The organism is Rothia uropygioeca, assembly GCF_004136585.1.
GTDB lineage: Bacteria > Actinomycetota > Actinomycetes > Actinomycetales > Micrococcaceae > Rothia.
On sequence record NZ_NOIR01000002.1, the window covers coordinates 420,856 to 442,335 of the forward strand.

Annotated in this window: 19 protein-coding genes and 2 tRNA genes; 7 read left to right on the plus strand and 14 right to left on the minus strand. The window is 58.6% G+C overall.

Annotation, left to right across the window (positions count from 1 at the left end; genetic code table 11):
* Window positions 1–90: 90 nt before the first annotated feature.
* Window positions 91–1,644, plus strand: coding sequence for an LssY C-terminal domain-containing protein (locus EWR20_RS06145; protein WP_129359745.1), 1,554 nt, complete (start codon window positions 91–93; stop codon window positions 1,642–1,644).
* Here the strand turns inward: EWR20_RS06145 and EWR20_RS06150 are convergent.
* From EWR20_RS06150 to EWR20_RS06180, 7 genes are all read right to left on the minus strand, one after another.
* Window positions 1,641–2,261, minus strand: coding sequence for a mycothiol-dependent nitroreductase Rv2466c family protein (locus EWR20_RS06150; protein ID WP_129359746.1), 621 nt, complete (start codon window positions 2,259–2,261; stop codon window positions 1,641–1,643). The genes EWR20_RS06145 and EWR20_RS06150 overlap by 4 nt on opposite strands.
* A 71-nt stretch (window positions 2,262–2,332) precedes the next feature.
* Window positions 2,333–2,821 (minus strand): hypothetical protein, encoded by a 489-nt coding sequence (locus EWR20_RS06155; RefSeq protein ID WP_129359747.1) that lies wholly within the window; start codon window positions 2,819–2,821, stop codon window positions 2,333–2,335.
* Between the two features lie 183 nt (window positions 2,822–3,004).
* Complete coding sequence (gene clpX / locus EWR20_RS06160) at window positions 3,005–4,300, minus strand: ATP-dependent Clp protease ATP-binding subunit ClpX (RefSeq protein WP_129359748.1); 1,296 nt, start codon at window positions 4,298–4,300, stop codon at window positions 3,005–3,007.
* A 280-nt stretch (window positions 4,301–4,580) separates the two neighbouring features.
* A complete protein-coding gene (locus EWR20_RS06165) occupies window positions 4,581–5,264 on the minus strand; it encodes an ATP-dependent Clp protease proteolytic subunit (RefSeq protein WP_129359749.1) in 684 nt (227 codons plus the stop codon).
* Window positions 5,265–5,325: 61 nt separating this feature from the next.
* The gene (locus tag EWR20_RS06170; protein ID WP_178946288.1) at window positions 5,326–5,928 is read right to left on the minus strand and encodes an ATP-dependent Clp protease proteolytic subunit; all 603 of its coding nucleotides are present in this window, start codon (window positions 5,926–5,928) and stop codon (window positions 5,326–5,328) included.
* A 360-nt stretch (window positions 5,929–6,288) separates the two neighbouring features.
* Complete coding sequence (tig, locus tag EWR20_RS06175) at window positions 6,289–7,626, minus strand: trigger factor (RefSeq protein WP_129359751.1); 1,338 nt, start codon at window positions 7,624–7,626, stop codon at window positions 6,289–6,291.
* 156 nt (window positions 7,627–7,782) lie between these two features.
* Window positions 7,783–7,855: transfer RNA gene (locus EWR20_RS06180), tRNA-Pro, on the minus strand.
* A 118-nt stretch (window positions 7,856–7,973) separates the two neighbouring features.
* On the opposite strand from EWR20_RS06180, the gene EWR20_RS06185 reads away from it, so the two are divergent.
* A tRNA-Gly gene (locus EWR20_RS06185) sits at window positions 7,974–8,044 on the plus strand.
* Between the two features lie 122 nt (window positions 8,045–8,166).
* Here the strand turns inward: EWR20_RS06185 and EWR20_RS06190 are convergent.
* The gene (locus EWR20_RS06190) at window positions 8,167–9,063 is read right to left on the minus strand and encodes an Fpg/Nei family DNA glycosylase (protein ID WP_129359752.1); all 897 of its coding nucleotides are present in this window, start codon (window positions 9,061–9,063) and stop codon (window positions 8,167–8,169) included.
* A 47-nt stretch (window positions 9,064–9,110) separates the two neighbouring features.
* The gene (locus EWR20_RS06195; protein ID WP_129359753.1) at window positions 9,111–9,605 is read right to left on the minus strand and encodes a ribose-5-phosphate isomerase; all 495 of its coding nucleotides are present in this window, start codon (window positions 9,603–9,605) and stop codon (window positions 9,111–9,113) included.
* A gap of 112 nt (window positions 9,606–9,717) precedes the next feature.
* Here EWR20_RS06195 and pepN point away from each other — a divergent pair, with 112 nt between their 5' ends.
* Both pepN and EWR20_RS06205 read left to right on the plus strand, forming a co-directional pair.
* On the plus strand, window positions 9,718–12,264 hold the full coding sequence (gene pepN, locus EWR20_RS06200; RefSeq protein ID WP_129359754.1) for an aminopeptidase N: 2,547 nt from the start codon (window positions 9,718–9,720) through the stop codon (window positions 12,262–12,264).
* A 51-nt stretch (window positions 12,265–12,315) separates the two neighbouring features.
* A complete protein-coding gene (locus EWR20_RS06205; protein WP_129359755.1) occupies window positions 12,316–12,711 on the plus strand; it encodes a globin in 396 nt (131 codons plus the stop codon).
* A gap of 30 nt (window positions 12,712–12,741) precedes the next feature.
* Here the strand turns inward: EWR20_RS06205 and EWR20_RS06210 are convergent, their stop codons facing one another.
* Window positions 12,742–13,437 (minus strand): hypothetical protein, encoded by a 696-nt coding sequence (locus tag EWR20_RS06210; protein ID WP_129359756.1) that lies wholly within the window; start codon window positions 13,435–13,437, stop codon window positions 12,742–12,744.
* 153 nt (window positions 13,438–13,590) lie between these two features.
* On the opposite strand from EWR20_RS06210, the gene EWR20_RS06215 reads away from it, so the two are divergent.
* Window positions 13,591–14,445 carry an acyl-CoA thioesterase gene (locus EWR20_RS06215; protein ID WP_129360145.1) on the plus strand — a complete coding sequence of 285 codons (855 nt, stop codon included), beginning with the start codon at window positions 13,591–13,593 and terminating at the stop codon, window positions 14,443–14,445.
* Window positions 14,446–14,533: 88 nt separating this feature from the next.
* Here the strand turns inward: EWR20_RS06215 and ettA are convergent, their stop codons facing one another.
* From ettA to EWR20_RS06230, 3 genes are all read right to left on the minus strand, one after another.
* Complete coding sequence (gene ettA / locus EWR20_RS06220) at window positions 14,534–16,216, minus strand: energy-dependent translational throttle protein EttA (protein ID WP_129359757.1); 1,683 nt, start codon at window positions 16,214–16,216, stop codon at window positions 14,534–14,536.
* Between the two features lie 23 nt (window positions 16,217–16,239).
* A complete protein-coding gene (locus EWR20_RS06225; RefSeq protein ID WP_129359758.1) occupies window positions 16,240–16,689 on the minus strand; it encodes a DUF6993 domain-containing protein in 450 nt (149 codons plus the stop codon).
* Between the two features lie 133 nt (window positions 16,690–16,822).
* Entirely contained in the window at window positions 16,823–17,398 is a 576-nt protein-coding gene (locus tag EWR20_RS06230; RefSeq protein WP_129359759.1) for a single-stranded DNA-binding protein, read from the minus strand.
* A 374-nt stretch (window positions 17,399–17,772) separates the two neighbouring features.
* Between EWR20_RS06230 and ctlX the strand changes: the two genes are divergently transcribed.
* Together ctlX and EWR20_RS06240 are read left to right on the plus strand one after the other, a co-directional pair.
* The gene (gene ctlX / locus EWR20_RS06235; protein WP_129360146.1) at window positions 17,773–18,744 is read left to right on the plus strand and encodes a citrulline utilization hydrolase CtlX; all 972 of its coding nucleotides are present in this window, start codon (window positions 17,773–17,775) and stop codon (window positions 18,742–18,744) included.
* Window positions 18,745–18,841: 97 nt separating this feature from the next.
* Window positions 18,842–19,057 carry a hypothetical protein gene (locus EWR20_RS06240; RefSeq protein ID WP_129359760.1) on the plus strand — a complete coding sequence of 72 codons (216 nt, stop codon included), beginning with the start codon at window positions 18,842–18,844 and terminating at the stop codon, window positions 19,055–19,057.
* Window positions 19,058–20,477: 1,420 nt separating this feature from the next.
* Here the strand turns inward: EWR20_RS06240 and EWR20_RS06245 are convergent.
* Window positions 20,478–21,350, minus strand: a complete 873-nt coding sequence (locus EWR20_RS06245; protein WP_129359761.1) for a phage major capsid protein — start codon at window positions 21,348–21,350, stop codon at window positions 20,478–20,480.
* Window positions 21,351–21,480: the final 130 nt, after the last annotated feature.

A 21,480-nucleotide genomic window follows, 5' to 3' on the forward strand; every position in this document is an offset into this window, starting at 1 on the left:
AGTGTGCGGAAGCTCTGCTCGAGAAAGGCTCGGCCCCGCATTCTTCCGACCGCGGGGCCGAGTCAGTACGACCCGAGGCAAAGGACCCCCATGAGAGACGATCCGAATTATCCCGTTTACCAGGGAGACACGGAAAAGTCCGGAGAAAGCCGAATCAAGCAACAGTTTTCGGACAGCCGAAGGCTGGTCGACGGATTGTCCGACAAGATCTATTTCGTCTTCGCCGGTCTGGCATCCCTCTGGTTGGCCGTTGTGTCCTTGACCGAAGCGGTGCACCTGAGTTGGTGGTCCGTCCTCTTCATCTTGATCTTCTGGGGCCTGGCCTCCTACCTGACGCTCCCCCGGATGCACCGGATCCTGACCAATATTTACGTGCCCGACTACTTCTTCGGCCGCACGCAAACCAGCGACGGTCTCCTCGGGGATCCCGTCAATCTTTCCTTCAAGGCTGAAGAAGACGACATCCATGAGGCGATGACCAACGCCGGATGGACCAAGGCTGAAAATGTGTCCCTGAAGAGCTCCTGGCGGATCGTCGTCTCCTCCTTGCGCAAGAGCTCCTATCCGGAGGCACCCGTCAGCCCACTGATGCTATTCGGTCGAAAACAGGACTTTGCCTACCAGCAGGAAGTCGGGGGCAACCCCAGCAAGCGTCACCATGTGCGCTTCTGGAAGACCCCTAAAGGTTGGAAGCTTCCCGGAGGTTTGGAGGTCGACTGGTTGGCCGCGGCCACCTACGACCACGCTGTGGGTTTGTCCCTCTTCACTTTCCAAGTAACCCACAAGGTCGATCCGGACACCGATCAGGAGCGCGACTACGTCGTATCCACCCTCGAATATAAGAACCCGGGCGTCAGCCACGAGACGCTGAATGACTTCATGGGCGGCTACAACTCGCGCAACGGGGGCGGGGATCACATCAATACAGACGGGAACCTGCCGATCGTCGACCTCGACGAGGTCGTCCCCGGTGATCACGAAACCGAGCAAGCAAAAGACCCCGACCACAAGCACCGAAACCTGTCCGAACTCGCCAAGAAGGCCCCGCCGGATGTCTGGATCGCGGCCGGGCTGGTGTCTTTGGTGGCACTTCTGCAGCTCGGCCGAAGCCTTTTCCGAATCTTCAGTCCGGGTGTCATCGAGGAAGCCGACAACGACCTCTCGGTGTCAGCTCGCAATTTCGTCAACGATACGGGCAACGACCTGTGGAACTATGCCCTGACAATCGTGACAATCGGGGTGACTCTCGTCGCCTTATTCCAGGTCTTGTTGGCGATCAACGTTGTCCGGGGGCATCATAGGGCCCGCCAAATCAACCTAGCCTTTTTGGGGGCAAGCTTCATCGTGGTCGCGATTCAGATCGTGACCGATACCGCGGACTCGAGCAATGTCTACGCGGTGTTCGTGCTCATGGCCAGTCAGGTTTTCGCCATGCTTTCGTACACGTCGGACGAAGCCGTCAACTACACCTGGGCCAGCTCACAAGAAAAGCGCCGAGCCAAAGAGGCCCGGCGCAATTCCGGTCGAAGGTCTTCTGGGGACTCCCCGGATCACTCGAGAACGAAAAGCGACTCAGACTCTGTGCATCCTCGCGGCAGCCAAGTCAGCGATTCCGGCCGGTCCCAGAAATCCGAGAAGGTCTAGTCGAAAATCGGCCCGTTCGTGCGGGACCTTTTGAGTTCGAAGAATCCGGGGTAAGAAGCAAGGGCGAGCGTTCCGTCCCAAACTTTGGCCGCGTCCTCGCCCTTGGGTGCCGGTGACATCACCGGTCCGAAGAATGCGGTGCCGTCAACCGAGATGATCGGAACCCCGACATCGTCGCCGACCAGCTCGAGAGCCCGTGCGTTGGATCGACGGAGTTCCTCGTCGTAGGTGTCCTTCTCGGCATAGTCCGCAAGTTCGGGCGGCAGCCCGGTTTCCTCGAGAGCTTTGTCGATCGCCGCTCGGAATCGACGCCGGTTGTCGGACTCATCGGTCTTCTCGGGGTGAAGTGCCGTCCCCACCGCGTCGTAAAAGGGCTTGACCTTTTCCTGGCCCTGCTCCTCACGAACGGCCATCGCGACGCGCGCGGGACCCCACGAAGCGTCGATGTTCTTCCGATAACCGGCGTCCAGGTCTTTGCCTTCGTTGAGTACTGCGAGGCTGAAGGGGTTCCATGTCACCTGGACATCACGGAGCTCCTCCACTTCGCTCATCCAGCGCGAGGTCATCCATGCCCACGGGCAAATCGGGTCAAACCAAAATTCGGTATTCTGTGTCACTGGTAATCCCACTCCTTGGAAAAGACAAGCTGTGAACGGTTCCAGTGGGTGTAACGCAGCGCTCAAAGAATTTATGCCCGGCCGTGATGCGCCAAGTCTCGGGATTCAGAATCCGTGGTTTCACGAACCACTTTCTTGTTCTCGGACAAGTGCCCTCGGCGGAGCCGGTGCAGGTCAATCGCGTAGTTCGCCGCTGACAGCAGTATCAAAACCAGTGATATCCACCCGTAGGTCGGTTTGACCGAGGATTGGTAACTCAAACTGACCGCGTTGGTGCCCACGAGAATTCCCAAAATGAGCCACCCATAAGCCACCGCACACGACGTCACGATGAAACCCGCCGTTATGGAATCACGTGTCCGAGGTTCCGGCTCGATTCCACAGCGAACCGCTACCGCGTACATGGACAAACGGACGACCCCCACGATCGCCAGAACGAGAAAAAAGCCGACGGTCTGGTCGGAAAGACTCAAGATTCTTTGGTCCACCATGACGGTGACCGCAAAAACTCCCGTAATTCCCCAAAAGGAGGAAACGGCTATTCGCAAGATTCGGTGCATGTCATCTCCTGTGTGGTTCGTGCCGTCGCCGGACCAAGCTAAGCACGCGCGAAAGCACCACTCAAACTGAGGAGAAAATCTTGATGAAACCGTTATCGAAATGCAGTGATCACACGTCACGGAGACCGAATCGTGATCTTTTGCTGTGCCCTATCGCTGACTTTTCAAAGGTGAAACCAATGTCTAGGACGCATCTTTCTTCTCGGCATCCAACATGTCTCGAGTGACGATCTGGGGTTCGGCGCCGTTCCGGATCACTTCACTCGTGATGATGACCTGCGCGACGTCCTCACGTGAAGGAATATCGAACATGACGGACTGGAGAAGATCTTCCAGGATGGAGCGGAGCCCACGAGCGCCTGTCCCCCGTTCCATGGCCAATTCCGCGATTGCCCGGATCGCGTCGTCTTCGAATTCCAACTCGACGTCGTCCAGAGCGAACATGCGCTTGTATTGTTTGATCAAGGCGTTCCTCGGCTCCGTCAGAACACGGCCCAGTGTCTCGACATCGAGGCTGGACAGACTCGTGAGAACGGGAAGGCGACCGATGAATTCGGGAATCAGCCCGAACTTCAGCAGATCTTCCGGAAGGAGCTTCTGCAGGATGTCGGTTTCCTTGGAAGCCTGCTCTATGGGTGCGCCGAAACCGATCCCCTTTTTGCCGACCCTTGAACCAACGATGTCCTCGAGGCCAGCGAATGCACCAGCGACGATGAAGAGCACGTTCGTCGTATCGATTTGCAGAAATTCCTGTTGAGGATGTTTGCGTCCCCCCTGCGGAGGAACTGCGGCCACGGTGCCTTCGAGGATTTTGAGGAGTGCCTGCTGAACTCCTTCGCCGGATACGTCCCTCGTGATCGACGGATTCTCGGATTTGCGCGAGATCTTGTCGATCTCGTCGATGTAAATGATCCCCGTTTCCGCTTTCTTGACGTCGTAGTCGGCGGACTGAATCAACTTCAACAAGATGTTCTCGACGTCCTCGCCAACGTAACCGGCTTCGGTCAGGCTCGTGGCATCGGCCATCGCAAAGGGGACGTTGAGTTTCTTAGCCAAGGTTTGGGCCAAGTAGGTCTTGCCGGAACCCGTCGGTCCGACCAGAAGAATGTTCGATTTGGCCAGGTCGACGTCCTCGCCGCCCGTTGCAAGCAATGACTGACCGCTCTGCGGCTGCCCCGAGTCCTTCGCCTGAATGCGCTTGTAGTGATTGTAAACAGCCACCGAAAGGGCCTTCTTGGCAGGTTCCTGGCCGATCACGAATTCTTGCAGATACTCGAAGATCTCTCGGGGGCGAGGCAATTCCATCGAAGTGATCTCAGAGACTTCGGCAAGCTCTTCTTCGATGATTTCATTGCATAACTCGATGCATTCGTCGCAGATGTACACGCCAGGTCCCGCGATGAGCTTGCGCACCTGCTTCTGCGACTTTCCGCAGAAAGAACATTTAAGCAGGTCCGTGCTCTCACCGATTCTCGACATGCTGGCTCCTCATCTCTGAAGGTCTTGCGTGGAAGCCACGTGACGGGTATCCGTACATCATGGATGGCTCGCACTCACTAGGCTACAGGTTGACAACGTCCTGGGCATTATTCGCGCCACTTCAGTGCCTCGAAAATCGGCCCATGACCACCGCGTTCATACGCCTGAGAGGACCAGGTGTCTATGCCGGGAAGCGTTGAGGGGAGGGTCCTGACAGACGACGACGCCGTCCAGTTCGTTAGTATCGAACCGGACGGCGTCCTTTGAGAATCAGCCGAGATCAGTCCTGCGTATTGATCTGCGGCTTGTTGATCTTGCGAGACTCGAGGACCTGGTCGATGAGTCCGTACTCGTGCGCGTCCTTCGCGGTAAGGATCTTGTCCCGCTCGATGTCCTTGTTGATCGTCTTGGAATCCTTGCCCGAGTGCAGAGCGAGGGTATCCTCCAACCAGGTGCGCATCCGCATGACTTCGTTGGCGTGGATCTCGATATCCGATGCCTGGCCCCCTTGCTGGCCTGCCAGTGCGGGCTGGTGAATCAGGACCCTGGCATTCGGCAGTGCCAGACGCTTGCCCGGAGTACCCGCGGCCAACAGGACCGAGGCGGCCGAAGCAGCCTGACCCAAGCAGACCGTCTGGATCTCGGGTCGAATGTATTGCATCGTGTCGTAAATCGCCGTCATCGCCGTGAATGAGCCGCCGGGCGAATTGATGTACATCGTGATGTCACGGTCCGGATCCTGGGCTTCGAGCACGAGCAGCTGAGCCATAATGTCGTCGGCGCTCGCATCGTCAACCTGGACGCCCAGGAAAATGATGCGGTCTTCGAAAAGCTTCGCGTAGGGGTCCTGGCGTTTGTAACCGTAGGGAGTCCGCTCTTCGAAGCTCGGAAGAACGTATCGGTTGGAAGGCATCTCGACGCCGGTTGCCGCGGCGCCCTGAGCATGCGGTGAATTGAAGTTCATGTGTCTGTTTCTCCTGAAAAGTCTGTGCCTTGATCGCCTTGGGCCCGTGGCCCACGCGGTCTTACTTCTCGTCCTTGAGCGTTCCCCCGCCACCGGAGACCGAACCGGCGCTCTGGGCGATGTGATCGAAGAACCCGTATTCGAGCCCTTCGTCCGCGGTGAACCAGTTGTCGCGGTCGTTGTCTTCCAGGATCTGCTCCACGGACTTGCCGGTTTGCTCCGCCGTCAATTCTGAAAGACGACGCTTCATCGACAGAATCAACTCAGCCTGGGTGCGGATATCCGAAGCAGTGCCGCCGATGCCGCCGGAAGGCTGGTGCATGAGGATCCGTGCGTTGGGGGTCGCGTAGCGCTTTCCTCGAGTGCCCGAGGAAAGGAGGAACTGCCCCATTGATGCGGCCATACCTGTCGCGATGGTCACCACATCGTTCGGGATGAGCTGCATGGTGTCATAAATCGCCATCCCTGCCGTGATCGAGCCACCCGGGGAGTTGATGTAAAGGTAGATATCCGCTTTGGGATCTTCCGCAGACAAAAGAAGCATCTGCGAGCAGATCAGATTCGCGTTGTCGTCGCGTACCTCGGAGCCCAACCAAATGATGCGTTCCTTGAGCAACCGGTTGTAGACATGCTCGTCCTGGCCGTTGCCCGTCTCGCGACTCATGACGGGCTGATTATTCGCCGCGCCCTGTCGGGTACCCGCGTCGTATGGAAGGTTATGAGCCATAATGCTTCTGACCTCTCTCGATGTCTTGGAGTTACTCCGGACCCTGACATTTCAAGGCGCCGGGTCACTTGTTCTGCCTTCGAGACTAGTAGGCGAATTCTCTCCTCGCCCGGGTTAGCACCAATAGTTCGCTGATGGCGTGCCGTGCCCTCCCCGTCGGGCCACGTTTTCGCTCATAGCACCACTCACGTTGCGTTCCTGCGGTCATATTGCAGGTACGACGAAGGGGGCGAAGACCGGTTCCCCGGTCTTCACCCCCTTCGTCGTACCTGTTGCGCTCGAGTGCGAGCGAATCAACTATGCTTCGGTGGACTCGACGTCTTTCTCGGCTTCGACGGTCTCTCCATCGCCCTGCGGCTTGATGTACGAGGACAGGTCGACCGAGTTACCTTCAGAGTCCACGACCTCGGCCTTCTCCAGAACGCTGGCAAGCGCCTTGGAGCGACGAACCTCGCCGACCATCATTCCGGCCTGACCGGAAGAATCCAGCATTTGCGCGAACTGGTTGGGGTCCATGCCGTACTGCGAGGACATTGAGATGATGTAGTCGATCAGTTCGGACTGTTCGACGCCGACTTCTTCCTTATCCGCGATGGCATCCAGAATGACTTCGTTGCGGAAGGCGCGTTCGGTGTTCTCGCGAACCTCGGCACGGTGCTCTTCGGAGTCGTGGTCTGCTTCGGCGTTCGGATTATTGAAGTGCTGCTCGATCTGGTCTTCGATGACCTTCTCGGGAACCGGAACCTCGATGAGCTCGACCAACTTGTCCAAAACCTTGTCGCGAGCGGTATTGCCCTGCTCCACGACCTTGGCCTGGGCAGCCTGGTTCTTGAGGTCTTCCTTCAGCTCGTCGATCGTGTCGAATTCCGAAGCGAGCTGCGCGAAGTCGTCATCGGCCTCGGGCAATTCGCGTTCCTTGACCGCGGTGACCTTGACCTTGACGGTAGCTTCCTCGCCCGAGTGCTCTCCGCCGGCCAACTTGGTCTCAAAGGTGGCGTCCTCGCCAGCGGACAAACCGGTGATGGCTTCGTCGAGACCATCAAGCATGGTGCCCGCACCCACCTGGTAGGAAAGGTCATTCGCGGCGTCGACTTCCTCGTCACCGATCATCGCGTTGAGGTCCAGCGTCACGAAGTCGTCCTGAGCGGCGGGGCGCTCAACCGACTTGAGGGTCCCGAAACGACCGCGCAGCTCGTCGAGGGCCTTCTGCTCGTCCTCGGCAGTGACCTCCACGGCGTCGACCTCGACCTTGATGTCGGAGTACTCGGGGAGCTCAACCTCCGGGCGAACGACAACCTCGATCGAGACAGAGACATCCGCCTCGCGGTCCTGTTCTTCCGGCTTGTTCTGAACGGCGACCTCAGGCTGAGCCAAAGGAGTCAGCTCGTTCTCGGACAAGGCCTCCTGGTAAAAGCCGTTGAGGCCTTCGTTCAGTGCGTTCTCCACCACAAAGTCAAACCCGACGCGCTGCTCGATGAGCTGGTTGGGGATCTTGCCCTTACGGAAGCCAGGCATCTGGATCTGCTCGGCCAGTTCCTTGTAAGTCTTGGTGAGAAACGGCTTGAATTCCTCGAAAGGAACATCAACCTGGATCTTTGCCAGGGTCGGATTCAGTTTCTCGACGGCGGTCTTCACTTCCGTTGATCTCCTACGATTCGGGGTCAGGAACCGTCCCGCTGTCTGCGGGACAGTATGTCGAATACCTCTGATTTTCAGGTGTCAGAGTCACATCGTGACCTCACGAATACTGAGCCACTAGGGCCGGCATTCGTCGGTCCAAATGTTCCAACGTCGGGGCGACAGGACTCGAACCTGCGATCTCCTGCTCCCAAAGCAGGCGCGCTAGCCACTGCGCTACGCCCCGTAAGGCATACGCTAGTTTATGCGTGAATGCCCCAATGTGCGAATCTTTCCCGCGACACGGTCCGTGATCGATTTGACGAACGGTCCAAAGGTGCGGTTATATTGTCGAGGCCCACCCCGGGGATGTAGCTCAATGGTAGAGCCTCAGTCTTCCAAACTGATTACGCGGGTTCGATTCCCGTCATCCCCTCTCTGGTCAATCCGCCTCCGAGAATTCGGAGGCGGATTTGTTTAAAGCCGATCATCTGAACACCGCTTTCGACGTCCTGATTCGTCTCCATCTCTCCGCTCTTCACGGCGTGAGTCGGCGACTCAGGCTTGGCAGACCGTGCACCAATAGAGCTTTCGGCCTGACATTTCCTCCATCACGATGGTTTCTCTTCCACACACCCGGCACGTGTAACCGGCACGCGCATAGACATAATTCGCGTGGGTCGGCCATGCCTCGGTGGACGAGATGCCCGGTCGATGTTCGGGCGCCGTCGTGACGATGCGCCCCAATTCGACGCCCGCCCGCATAAGCTTGACGTTGTCACGCCACAGCATCGCCGTGGTCTCCTCCGAGAGTTGATGGGAGATCGCGTGCGGATTGAGACCGGCCCGGAAAAGAGATTCGGCACGAAAGATGTTCCCTATGCCCGCGATGACTTTCTGATCCATCAACACCGCCCCAATGGGCCGCGACGTCTTGGAACAGGAACGGTAGAAAGGTTCGGGGTCAGCTCCGGGGTCGAGCGGGTCAGGACCCAGAGTCTTGCGAAGTTCCACGACACCGGTTGGTTCCAGAACTCGGCACGTCGTCGCTCCTACCAGATCGGCCCACCCGTTGCCGGACTCCAGCCGAACTCGGGTCGTAGGTTTCGGTGCAGGAGGCCCCGAATATTCGGAAGCCGGATCGTCAGATACCCCGGTGGTCTCGCTTTCACCCATTTTTCGCGGTGCGCCGATGGAGGAGGCCGCACGGAATCCGGCGTCCCCACCGAAGGTCCACGCCCCGTACATGCCCAAATGCACGTTGAGCGTCAGCTGGTTGTCGAACTCCAGAAAGAAATGCTTGCCGTGAGCGTACGACTCGACGGCCGTGGCACCATCCAGTAATGCGGCCCCTTGCGCGAACCTTCCCTGAGGGCTCGAAGCCCTCAGAGGCTGCCCTACGAATGCATCGTGAAATCGCTGGGCGACACGATGTATCGAATGCCCTTCAGGCACGACCTCTCCCCCTGGCGTTGACGAATTGCGTGCGCCGAGACTCGAATTCAGTCATCGGTATCGAGGTGTTTGCCCTCGATGTGACCGGTGTTTTCGAACTCTTCCATCTGACCGATCCGGCGGACGTGTCGTTCTTCGCCGGGGAAACTCTGGGCCAAGAAGACCTTGATGATGTCCAAGGCTTCTTCTTTCTCGTGCTGACGGCCCCCGACGGCAACGACGTGCGCATTATTGTGCTCACGGGCAAGTGCCGCAGTTTCATGGTTCCATGCCAACGCCGCACGGATCCCCGGAACCTTGTTTGCCGCCATTTGCTCGCCGTTGCCGGAACCACCGAGGACGACACCCAGGGAATCGATTCCGTTTTCCCGGTCCTTCCGTACCGCGAGAGCCGCATTGATGCAGAAGGCCGGATAATCGTCCTGCGGATCGTACCCCTGTGGGCCGTGATCGACCATGTCATAACCAAGTTCAGTGAGTGATTCGATGAGGTAGCGGCTCAGGTCGAGCCCCGCATGGTCAGTGGCAATATGAACGCGCACGTCTTATCCCGTCCTCGTAGATTAAGCGATGAAATCGTGTGGCGCGTTCAAGCCTACCGGCTCCTGTAATAACCTGAGAGGCAGACCGAATTCTCATTGAAAGGTGGCCCACATGCCGGGACTCAATCTGACGCGCCAGGAAGCAGCCGAACGCGCAGAGGTCGTGACAAAGGTTCGTGCCTACCGCGTTGACCTGGACCTGACTGCTTCGGAGACATATTTCCCCTCGACCACCACCGTTGAATTCGAAGCCGTACCGGGTTCTTCGACCTTTATCGATGCCATTACGGAACGGGTCCACTCCGTGACCCTGAACGGTCAAGAGCTGGATCCGGCGGAAGTCTCGGACGGTGTCCGAATTGCTCTGCCGGACCTGGCGGAGATCAATCACCTGACCGTCGTCGCCGACGCCGCTTACACCAATACCGGCGAGGGTCTTCACCGTTTCGTGGACCCCGTCGACGGAGAAGTGTATTTGTACTCCCAGTTCGAGGCCCCGGATTCCCGCCGCGTCTTCGCTGTTTTCGAACAACCCGATTTGAAGGCAGAGTTCACGTTCACCGTGAAGGCCCCCACGGCCTGGAACGTCATTTCGAATCAGCCGGTGGCCCAACGCGAGGAGGGTTCCGAGGCCGACATATGGTCCTTCCAACCCACTCCGCGTATTTCCTCATACATCACAGCGCTCGTGGCGGGTCCGTACTCGAAGGTGTCCGATGCTCTGACCACCACTGACGGCCGGACCATCTCTCTGGATATTTACGCGCGCAGATCCTTGATCGAGTACCTGGACCATGAAGAGATCTTCACGCTGACCAAACAAGGCTTCGAATTCTACGAGCGTCAGTTCGGGGTTCCCTACCCCTTCGACAAATACGATCAGCTCTTCGTCCCCGAGTTCAACGCAGGGGCCATGGAAAACGCTGGCTGCGTCACGATCCTCGAGGACTACATTTTCCGTTCAAAGACCACCGATGCCATGATCGAACGGCGAGCCATCACGGTTCTGCACGAGCTGGCACACATGTGGTTCGGCGATCTCGTGACCATGAAGTGGTGGAATGACCTGTGGCTCAACGAATCGTTCGCGGAGTTCATGTCACACCTGAGCGCCGCGGAAAACACCCGATTCACGCATGCCTGGACAACATTCTCCGCGATGGAGAAGACATGGGCGTACCGCCAGGATCAGTTGCCTTCGACGCACCCGATCGTCGCGGACATCAAGGACCTTCATGACGTCCAGGTGAATTTTGACGGCATCACGTATGCCAAGGGCGCTTCGGTACTTCGCCAACTGGTCGCTTGGGTCGGCCAGGAAGAATTCATGAAGGCCCTGAATGCGTACTTCTCCAAACATTCATGGGGAAACGCAACGCTGGCCGATCTTATGGTCGAGCTGGAGGCCACGTCCGGGCGGGAATTGCAATCCTGGTCCCGAGCCTGGCTGGAGACCGCAGGTGTCAATACGTTGACCCCGTCGGTCGAGGTCAACGAAGACGGAATGATCACCCTTTTGGAGGTCATTCAGACCGCGCCCAATGAGTACCCGACGCTCCGTCCGCACCGCATGACGGCCGGTTTCTACGATTTCATCGACGGGAAGCTGGTTCGTGTGCACGGCGTCGAGTTCGACGTCGACGGCGAACGGACGGAAATTCCGGATACGGCGGGGCGCCAGCGTCCAGCACTCATACTGCTCAACGACGAAGACCTCGCGTATGCCAAAGTTCGTCTCGACGACGCCTCGTTCGACACCGCCAGGACTCATCTTCGGGATTTCGAGGAGTCCCTGCCCCGAGCAGTCGTGTGGGGTGCGGCGTGGAATGGCACGCGTGACGGGCAGATTCCGGCACGACACTTCGTCGACTTGTTGTTGGACAATATCGGCGCCGAGACGGGTTCCACAACGATCCTGACGCAGCTTCGCAATCTCGCGACGACCCTGCGCATGTATGTCCGGCCCGATGCCCAGGAAGAGACTCGGGAGAAAGCAGCCTCCAAGCTGTGGGAAATCTCCCAGTCGGCTCCCGAGGGATCCGATCAACAATTGCAATTCGTACAGGCCTTCGCCTCCCATGCGACGAGTGACGAACAGCTTGACACCGTCGAATCGCTGCTGGCCGGTTCGACCCGGCTGCCCGGGCTGGCCATCGACAAGGACCTCGCATGGAAGCTGCTGACTGCGCTCGTGGCCGCTGGCCGCAAGGGCCTTTCTGATATCGACTCCGCCGCCGAGTCAGACAAGACGTCGACCGGGGCCCAGCGTGCCGCCCAGGCGCGGGCAGCAATACCGACGCACGAAGCCAAGGAGAAGGTTTGGGAGCTCGTGGTCGAAAGCCACGATCTTCCGAACGTCATCCAGCGCTCCGCGATCGCAGGATTCAACACGACCACAAGGGACTCCTTGATCAGGCCCTTCGTGTCCCGGTACTTTGCGTCGATCGAAAAACTGTGGAGGGAGCTGTCCCACGAAATCTCGCAGCAGATCGTCACCGGTCTCTTTCCGCAGATCGTCGACCGCGATGTTCTCGACGCTGCGGAAGAATTCCTGGTTCAGTTGGGCGAGGGCAAAGATTCCCTCAGGCGCCAGGTCATGGAAGGTCGGGACTCCATTGAACGCGCGCTGCGCGTCCAGTCAGCCGATGTGATTTCCTAAACGGTCTTGGGACTTCTCGGCAGCCGGGCTCGTCAGTAGAATGATTTTTCTATGACGAGTCCGGCTTCTTCTGCACCCAGTCCGTACGAACAGATCGGCGGGCACGACGCTTTCCACAAACTGACCACGGAATTCTACGACCGTGTAGCTGCGGATCCGGGCTTTCGGGCGCTATACCCCGAAGAAGATCTGGAGCCCGCGCGCGAACGGCTCGAGATGTTCCTGGAACAATATTTCGGCGGGCCCACGACTTATAGTCGACGCAGGGGCCACCCACGTTTGAGGATGCGTCATGCGCCGTTCGAAATCGACTCATGGGCACGGGAAACCTGGTTGAAGTTCATGCGCGAATCGCTTGACACCTTGGATCTTCCACCCATGCTCGATGGCATGATGTGGGATTATTTCGACCGGGCGGCCAGAGCCATGACCAATACCCCTGGCTAACCGGGCCCCGTCCCGGCCGCGTGCTCCGAACTACAGGTTGCTCCCCGGGCGGGAGAGTATGTGACCGCTTTCATTGGATATGCGGTGCCATGGTCCGCACGTGTAGACCTCGAAGCCCTTGACCGATTCATTGAATCCCAACACTGTAGCCCCGAAGGCCGCACCTGAGACCATGTCGAACGACGTCGCCGTCCCCCAGATTCGGGCTCGAACGGTGCTGACGACGGCTCCACCGGCGTTCGAGGGCAATGCTTGTTCGACTGCAGACATTCCGTCACGCGCTATGGTTTCCACGGTTTCCGAGTCCAGATGTCCTTGACGTATCCAGCCGGAGGACGGAGGTACTATTCCGGACCACGGTGCATGGACCGTCGTCGGCGGAATCTCGATCATGCCGCCCGTTTTGTCGATCCGAGCAAGCCGATCAAGCACTGCCGCAGCTTCAACAGTGACATCTATCTCCGACGGTTCCGACAGATGCAAAGCGCGCATCCCGAGAACAGTCGGAACCTGTTCGAGAAGAGTTTCCGCGCTCATGACGGGGACCCATACGGCCACGACGGACCCATGGGCTTGAAGCCTCACGGCCGATGACGAATCGATGGACCTTACCCGGGACAACAGGGTCGCAAGATCCTTGGCTTCCCGGAGGTCGGCGAATTTCAGTGGTGCGGAAGAGGACGGTGTGGGCATGATTTCACGATCGACGGGGACTTTTGTATCCATTATGTCCTTCCTCGCCCGCGCCGACATCGTCGGCACGTTCGCTTTGCCCCTTATGACACAGGATTCGACTGGCTCTAAGATCGATGGGTGAGTACTTTCCACGATTCCCAGATTCCTGCGGAGGATTTCGATCCGACCCGCTCTCTGTTGAGTATGCTCGACCTCGAGCCGAATACTCCGTTACGGACCACGGAGGATATATTCGTCGGCTACACCGTCAGCCCGGAAACGCCACGGGTTTTCGGCGGTCAGGTATTCGCTCAGTCCGTCATGGCGGCCAGCCGAACGGTGGATCCCGACCGACCGATCCACTCGATGCACGGATACTTTCTGCGCCCGGGAGATGTCACCAAGCCCATCACCTTTGGCGTAGAGCGCATGCGGGACGGAAGGTCATTCTCAGCTCGCCGTATTCACGCTTATCAAGACGGGAAAGTCATTCTCTCGTCTATCGCGTCGTTCCAAACACACGCACCGGGGATTGAGCATCAGGAGCCGATGCCGACCGACATCCCGGAGCCCGAGAGTCTGCGCAGTCCCAAGGAACTCTGGGGGCACCTGGACCATCCCCTGGCCCGCCGCGTGGTCCACGGTCGGCCTTTCGAGATTCGCTACATTACGGACCCGATCTATTTGAAGCCTTCCGAGTCTCGGGAACCGGTCAATGCGGTGTGGTTCAAAACCCATGGGGCTTTACCTGATGACCCGTTGATCCATCGCGCGGCGATCGCTTACGCCTCGGATTACACCCCCATGGATCCGATCCTCCGGGGCCATGGAAAAACGTGGCAGGACCCAGGTCTGACCATGGCGTCTCTGGACCACGCGATTTGGTGGCACCGTCAGGCACGGGCCGACGAGTGGTTGCTGTATGTCCAGAACTCCCCTAATGCATCGAATTCACGCGGGCTGTCCTGCGGACGAATTTTCAACAGGGAAGGCCTTCTGGTAGCCACGACCACTCAAGAGGCCATGGTCCGCGTCCGTGAAGACGGCGCGGATTCGTGATGCGAGGTCACGCCTTATGAGCCTGCACCGGTAACGACGACGGCCGCTCCCCTATGAGGGTGAGCGGCCGTCGTCGTTACTGAGGTCTCTAGTCGCGTGTGAGGCGACGATGAGTCAGGCGATGGGGTCGAGCTGCGTCGGGCCCCAACCTTTCGACCTTATTTTCTTCATAAGATTCGAAGTTGCCTTCGAACCAGTACCATTTGTCCGGTTCTTCCTCGGTGCCTTCCCAAGCAAGGATGTGAGTGGCCACGCGGTCGAGGAACCAACGGTCGTGAGAGACGACCACGGCACAGCCCGGGAAATCAAGGAGTGCATTCTCGAGCGATGCGAGAGTTTCCACGTCGAGGTCGTTGGTCGGCTCGTCGAGGAGAAGAAGATTTCCACCCTGTTTAAGCGTCAACGCGAGGTTCAGTCGGTTGCGCTCACCGCCGGAGAGGACGCCCGCTTTCTTCTGCTGGTCCGGCCCTTTGAATCCGAAAGCCGAAACGTAAGCTCGCGAAGGCATTTCGACTTGACCAACCTGGATGTAGTCGAGGCCGTCCGAGACGACTTCCCAGAGCGATTTCTCGGAATCGATGTTGGCTCGGTTCTGATCGACGTAGGCGATTTTGACGGAGTCGCCGATTTTCAGATTTCCACCGTCCAACGGCTCCAAACCAACGATCGTCTTGAACAGTGTGGACTTGCCCACGCCGTTCGGCCCGATCACGCCTACGATGCCGTTGCGCGGCAACGAGAACGACAGATCTTTGATGAGGCTTCTGTCTCCGAAGCCCTTTTGCAAGTCCTCGGCTTCGATGACCAGATTGCCCAGCCGGGGTCCCGGAGGTATCTGGATTTCCTCGAAGTCGAGTTTGCGGGTTTTCTCGGCTTCTGCCGCCATCTCTTCGTATCGCGCGAGGCGAGCCTTCGATTTGGTTTGACGACCCTTAGAACTCGAACGAACCCAGTCGAGTTCGTCCGCCAGGCGCTTGGCGAGCTTGGCGTCCTTCCTGCCCTGGACTTCCATGCGTTTGCGCTTGGTCTCGAGGTAGGTGGAGTAATTGCCTTCGTATCCGTACAGGCGTCCGCGCTCCACCTCGCAGATCCACTCGGCGACGTGGTCCAAGAAGTAGCGATCGTGGGTTACTGCGAGGACGGCGCCCTCGTAGGACGAAAGGTGCTGTTCGAGCCAGAGCACGGACTCGGCATCGAGGTGGTTGGTGGGCTCATCGAGCAAGAGAAGATCCGGCTTCTGCAAAAGCAGTTTGCACAGTGCAACACGACGGCGCTCGCCACCGGAGAGCTTACCGACTTCCGCGTCGCCGGGCGGGCAACGCAGGGCGTCCATGGCCTGTTCCAGTTGGCTATCCAGGTCCCAGGCGTTGGCCGCGTCGATGTCGCCTTGCAACTTGCCCATTTCTTCCATGAGCGCGTCGAAATCGGCGTCCGGGTTGGCCATCTCTTCCGAGATCTGGTTGTAGCGATCAAGTTTTTCCTTGATCACTCCAACACCTTCCTCGACGTTGCCAAGAACGGTTTTCTCCTCGTTGAGGGGCGGTTCCTGCAACAGGATGCCCACGGAGTAACCGGGGCTCAGTCGTGCTTCACCGTTAGACGGTTCATCCAGACCAGCCATGATCTTGAGGATGGTGGACTTACCGGCGCCGTTGGGGCCGACGACGCCGATTTTGGCGCCTGGGTAGAACGACATGGTGACGTCGTCCAGGATGACCTTGTCGCCCACCTTCTTGCGGGCTTTAGACATCGTGTAAATAAATTCAGCCATATGGACAAGGCTACTATGTTTGCCTAGCCCGTGTAGGCATGCCCAATCATGCAACGTCCGGTGCTGAGCGCAGGCGCGCCGACGGCGGTCACCGTCCGATCAGCCCGAACATCGACCATGACGCATTGCTCGTGGGTTTTGACCGCCGCGTCCACGTTGTCCACGTTCAACCCCGTGGGCGTGCTGTCCTGGCCGGTCTCCACATCGTCGCCGCTCCGCCCGCTCTGTATGATCGCCTCGCGAACGCGGGCTTCGGTCACGTCGCCATCGGATAACGCGGCCTCAACGGCTTCCTTGATCTTGGCTGCATCTACTTGGACCTGGTCATCGGAGCTTGTCGCGCCGGATACTTCTCCGACTGGCGTCTGCGGTTCTGCCCCGGCCGTGGAACACCCGGAAATACCGCCGACCAGCCCGAAAGCGACCAGTACGATCGGCCATTGTCTCCGTGATGATCTTTGACCCTTGCCCACATAAACCCCCGTTCGCATCCACGGGACGACGAAACGCCCATGTCCGACGTCGACGTCATAATACTTCCACCGTCGTTCTCATACCGAGCGATCCTCCCTTCGGACCGATGGATCCCAGCTGGAAGGCCGAGCACTACGAAGAAACGAATAGTTGGCGTTCGACACTCGCGGCTTGGGCGGTCGCCCCGTTGTCTCGCTCACCCTCCGCACCACCTATCCCGCCACATGTCAACCGTCCAGGGCTTTGCGCGGCGCTTTCGGCGGAATCGTGAGATTCTGGAAGGTTCCCCCATGAACCGCGGACCTTGTTTGAGGTGCCCGACGTGATCTCCCCTTGCCTGCTCCGGCTTCCTCCAGCGCGAACAAATGTCGAGGTGCCGAAAGCCAGATCGAGGCCCACAGACCGTGCTTCGATGTCCACGCTCGTCCGTTTTTCCCGATGCGCCGTTTCCCAATTCCGGATTTTGAGTTTTCCCTGCACCAGTAACGGCTGGCCAACGTCCACGCTGGCGGCAACGTTGGTGCCCAACGAACGAAACGAATTCACGGTGAACCAGTTGGTGTGGCCCACGGTCCAATCGCCTGTTTTGCCGTCGAACCAACGCGCCGTGGAAGCCAGACGAAATGAGCACACGGCGGTCCCGTTGGGGAGCGTTCGCAGGTCCGGTTTCGTGGCGACGAAGCCGCGAATAGTCACGTAGTCAGTCATATCGGATCCTCCAGTCCATTCGGTCCACGTCGCGAGCTACGCGATCGCACGTCCTGAAAAGAGCTTGCCTCAGAATCTCGCCGCGCCTCCGGTCCGTTCCTCGATAAGGCGTGTGTTTGTGGATAACTCGCCCACGCCAACGACGGTTTGCTCTGTTTGGGAGGACTCACGTGGGCACTCGGTTCAGGACACCACATTTCCATATTGAACAGCAGACTGGTGCATTTCGACTCAAAAACTAACAATCTGTTCTCATTTTAGGAATTTCGGACCCATATTGCTGTTCTATATCGTCTTATGCGAGCCGTTCGACCGCGATCCGGATAAGGAGTGCCCCGTTGACCCAGCGCGTTGTGAGCGAAGCAAACCCGAGCGTGGAGGGAGATCATCCACAGAGCCGTGCCTGTTCAGGGGATGCCCGGCCCCACCAAGCCCCACAACAGATAGTCCTGGTACGTCCGCATCGATTCGCGCCCAACCCCTTCACGGAGTTGGACAACCGTTTCCAAAGCCGGCCCGCCCAGGACCCAAGTCAAGTGGCACGCCTTGCTTTCGAGGAAGTCACTTGCCTTGCCGGGAAACTAGAAGAACTGGGCCTCGGCGTCGCGGTCTTTGAGGACCTTACGAACGAAACTCCGGACAGTGTCTTCCCCAACAACTGGTTCAGCACGCATGATGACGGAACCATCGTCCTCTACCCCATGCATGCCCCCAACAGGCGCGCCGAACGGCGCGAGGACGTTCTCGCCCACCTGCGAAAAAGCGGAGTAGTTCGACGCGTCGTCGATTACAGCGCTGCCGAATCCGAGGGGCAGTATTTGGAGGGAACCGGAGCCATGGTCCTCGACCATGTCCATCGGCTTGCCTACGTGTGCCGCTCCCAGAGGGCCTCGGATCGATTGCTCGACAGGTTCTGCTCGGATCTGGGTTTTCAGCCGGTGGTTTTCGACGCCCTCGACGCCCGAGGCGTACCCGTTTACCACACCAACGTTTTGATGTCCGTTGGAACCCACATGGCCCTCATCGGGGCAAGTATGATCCGGGATCCCAGGCAACGAGCCATGGTTCTCGACAGTCTGCAATCGACAGGCCGTCAGGTTATAGAGCTCGAAGAATCTCAGATCCAGAGATTTGCAGGCAATTGCTTGGAAGTATCTGCCGTCGGCGGACCGACGCTCGTCCTCTCCACGACGGCCGCCTCGAGCCTGACGCCGCAACAACGCAGGGCGATTTCCGCCCACGCGAATCTCGAGCCGGTCGATGTATCAATGATCGAGTCGGCAGGTGGTTCGGTTCGTTGCATGATGGCGGGCAACCATTTGCCTCCACGACTAGCAAAGCCCTAGTCGCCCGAATACGACGTTTCAACCAGTGGTGCGCGTTCCCGCAAATTTGCTCAAATTTCCTAGCTGACCAGGGTAAACAGGTGCCTATACTCGGCACATGAACGAATTCCCAGAATCCATCCCGCAGAATGGACCGATCTTCCCCTACACGGTCGGCGATACTTTTGCCGGTGCAACCATCACCTCGGCATTGAAGCGCGGAGGACACGTTGCCATCGAACTAGAAGATGGCAGACAAGGAACCTACACCAACCAGTCGAATATGCTCGGAGCATGGAAGCTGGTCTCCCAGAGCCGATCCAGCGACTCGTGAATCTGCTCGAGCAGCCCACCCGGTCCCGACTCACAAAAAGGAACCCCGCCATAGGCGGGCACATGGCCCGATATGGCGGGGTTTTTCGTGCCCCAGGAGGGAGTCGAACCCCCGACCAAGAGATTCTAGCTGGCGTGATTTCATTGGGTATCGTTTATCGTGCAACCGTTGAGATCAGAAGCGACGAATGGATTATTCCATCGAATATAGTTTCGATTCATGCGCTGAAGTACCGCTGTTTCTGTTGGGTAAATGTTGGGCGACTTCTCTTTTCAACCAACCGGTTAAGAACTACCTCGCCCGGTAGGCCTTCTGTCGACAGGCATTGGTGCAGTAGCGACGCCCCTTCCGCCCGGCAATCTCCGTACCGCAGGTTTCACACTTCGTTACGGTTCTCGCAACACTCGTTGCGTAAAGAGCTACCCGACACCGCGACGAGCAATAATCATGTACCCGCTTCTTGTTGGGTCGAACGAGGCACGGAGTGCCGCAGGCCTCACAATCGACCGGAATGCACCCTTCGATGAACTGAGGCATGAACACCCCCACGCGCCCTGGCCAGTCCTCCATATTCGGGCGCTGCCTCCGCTGAGCCATGCATTCGACACAAACGGCGGCGCTGATTCGCCGGGATTTCCGGCCACGCCATGAGTGCTTCTCTGACTCGCGGATGACCACATCACAGGGAACGGCTCGCTGCTCAGCGGTGAACGGTGCCTCGCAGATGGGGCAGATGTCTGTTCGCATAACCGTAACGTTACACTAACGTGCACACTCCTGCTGTGAGTGTTTGAACTCCCCTGGATCAGGAGACTTCACACGGCGGATCACAGGGATACTCAAAAGTGAGTACCCGGCGTGGATCGCGAGACCTCACAGGGCCCCTCGCGTGGAAGCCCATACGCGCTCAGCTAGTAGGGTTCGTCATTTGCGTACCCCTGGTCTGCGTCATTTGACGCACCTGAACCCTCGTGAAACGCGAAGGTCGACGAAGGATACGCAGATTCCCGATAACCCTTGAACACGATGAAGCCCCGGCCAGTTCCGAAGAACCAACCGGGCAACACAACACGCGGCACAAAAATTGTCGATCAGAACCAGCCCCAAAACCCCCGGAAACACGAGCCAAAACCAGGAAAACTCGCCCTAAATCGCTGAGGCTCCCAACGGGTCGGGGAGGTATCTCAATGCCCGGGAGGGGCGTTATCCACAGGGTGGGACCGGATGCCCCCTGGGTTGGTGGAAAAACAGAACCGGGCATGCGGACCCCGTGGAATTTTGCTGTGTATGTATCCCAATGCCCGGGATGGGCCACTGGTCGATAGGGGGACCGGGTATCCCCTAGGGGCATGTGCTCACTGGACCTGGACACGATGGAGGCCGCGCCCCTCGAGTGGAGGGACGCGGCCTGACAAGGGGCTTACTTGGTGGTCTCTGCCTTCTTCCCGACGGTGACCTTACCCAGTCGCTTCGGGTGCATAACCGCCCATCCGAGACGGAAGATCACACGCAGAGCGATCGAGTCGCTGTGGAACAGCACCTGATCCGAGGATGCAACCTCGACGGGCGAGACAGCTGACGGGACCGCGCTCGGGTCGATGACGACCAGCTCATCCTCAGCCACAGCCGGTGAGGTGACGACGGGGACTCCGAAGAGAGACTTGCCCATGTCTTCGGTTCCGGCACCGAGCAACGAGGAGTTGAGGTCTTTGCCTGACTTCAGGTTCCTCAGTTTCCCCCAGGCCAGCGGGTGTGCGACAACGATTCCGGCGGTGCCGCCGTTGGACTCGATCTGCGCGATGACATCAGCGATCGGGTCGAGCTTGTCAGTGACGTTGCCACCGTCAATAATGCCTGGGGTGTTTGCCAGACCAGTCAGCGGCACGGTCTCGCTCGGGGTATGTGACATCAGGGCGTTATTCGCTTCCTTGGTCACGGCTCGCATGGACGAGTCGGACATCAGCTGCGCGTTGACGCCGCCGTTCTCGCGGTACAGCTCGGAGGAAAGGAAGATCATCTGGGTGATCTTCTTGGTGTGGATCAGTGTCTGGGACAGGGCCGGTTCCTGGAGGTTGAGGTATGCGGCCTCGTCGCTGAATGCTGCCGGGGAGTCATCCACCCAGGGGACCAGGACGGAGCCTCGGTCGGTTCCTGCTTTGGTATCGACGACGGTGGTGGCGTTGAGGATCAGGGCCTCGGGGATCGCGTCGGTTGGGGCGAATGCGGCGCGGTCGGGTGACCAGGCTGCTGCGCCCTTGGTTGAGGTTTCGATGAGTTCGTTAGGGGTAGCCATGTGATGTGCCTACCTTTCTGGACGGCGATATAGATAGAGCCGCCCGTTAGAAACTTGAGTGTTTTCTAATCGCGGCGGCTCCTGGCCGTTCCAGCGATACCCCGCCTGGGGGTAATCGTGTACGGAGGTT

Bases quoted from the DNA above. Each gene is read 5' to 3' on its own strand.
- EWR20_RS06205 (WP_129359755.1), top strand. From the start codon at position 12,316: ATGACGAGTCCGGCTTCTTCTGCACCCAGTCCGTACGAACAGATCGGC.
- EWR20_RS06170 (WP_178946288.1), bottom strand. From the start codon at position 5,928: ATGAGTCGCGAGACGGGCAACGGCCAGGACGAGCATGTCTACAACCGG.
- EWR20_RS06210 (WP_129359756.1), bottom strand. From the start codon at position 13,437: ATGGATACAAAAGTCCCCGTCGATCGTGAAATCATGCCCACACCGTCC.
- clpX (WP_129359748.1), bottom strand. From the start codon at position 4,300: ATGTCGAGAATCGGTGAGAGCACGGACCTGCTTAAATGTTCTTTCTGC.
- EWR20_RS06145 (WP_129359745.1), top strand. From the start codon at position 91: ATGAGAGACGATCCGAATTATCCCGTTTACCAGGGAGACACGGAAAAG.
- EWR20_RS06155 (WP_129359747.1), bottom strand. From the start codon at position 2,821: ATGCACCGAATCTTGCGAATAGCCGTTTCCTCCTTTTGGGGAATTACG.
- EWR20_RS06215 (WP_129360145.1), top strand. From the start codon at position 13,591: ATGCTCGACCTCGAGCCGAATACTCCGTTACGGACCACGGAGGATATA.
- EWR20_RS06230 (WP_129359759.1), bottom strand. From the start codon at position 17,398: ATGACTGACTACGTGACTATTCGCGGCTTCGTCGCCACGAAACCGGAC.
- EWR20_RS06245 (WP_129359761.1), bottom strand. From the start codon at position 21,350: ATGGCTACCCCTAACGAACTCATCGAAACCTCAACCAAGGGCGCAGCA.
- ettA (WP_129359757.1), bottom strand. From the start codon at position 16,216: ATGGCTGAATTTATTTACACGATGTCTAAAGCCCGCAAGAAGGTGGGC.
- EWR20_RS06165 (WP_129359749.1), bottom strand. From the start codon at position 5,264: ATGAACTTCAATTCACCGCATGCTCAGGGCGCCGCGGCAACCGGCGTC.
- pepN (WP_129359754.1), top strand. From the start codon at position 9,718: ATGCCGGGACTCAATCTGACGCGCCAGGAAGCAGCCGAACGCGCAGAG.
- EWR20_RS06240 (WP_129359760.1), top strand. From the start codon at position 18,842: ATGAACGAATTCCCAGAATCCATCCCGCAGAATGGACCGATCTTCCCC.